Raw genomic sequence first — 287 nt, 5'->3', positions numbered from 1 at the left:
CGCGCATCTTCGCGACGAGTTCAAGAACGAGCCACGTGTTGCGGTTTTCGAGATGCTGAACACTGTCGATCCAATGCCAGAACACATTGTGCGTGGCTCGACGCGCAGCGCCTTCATCAACGGTGCATCACGCGCTCTTACTACAGAAGAGCGTGCATCCATCCATAGGAGCCTGACTACAGTAGCATTGGGTCTTGGCCGTGATGAAAAGGAACTTATGTACGAGGCCAGCGTATGAACGAACGACAACTCGAACGCGCAGCGCGAGAACTATGCAAGCTCCGGGG

Annotated in this window: 1 protein-coding gene; it reads left to right on the top strand. The window is 55.1% G+C overall.

The window, feature by feature from the left end; all coding sequences use genetic code 11:
- Positions 1 to 238 (top strand): hypothetical protein (locus AC1RPU_RS08165; RefSeq protein ID WP_481769672.1); only part of this gene is annotated, 238 nt, incomplete at its 5' end.
- Positions 239 to 287 lie beyond the last annotated feature (49 nt).

This window comes from Dellaglioa sp. CoH-55-MRSF-7 (assembly GCF_056782235.1).
This window is presented reverse-complemented; position numbering and strand designations above follow the sequence as displayed.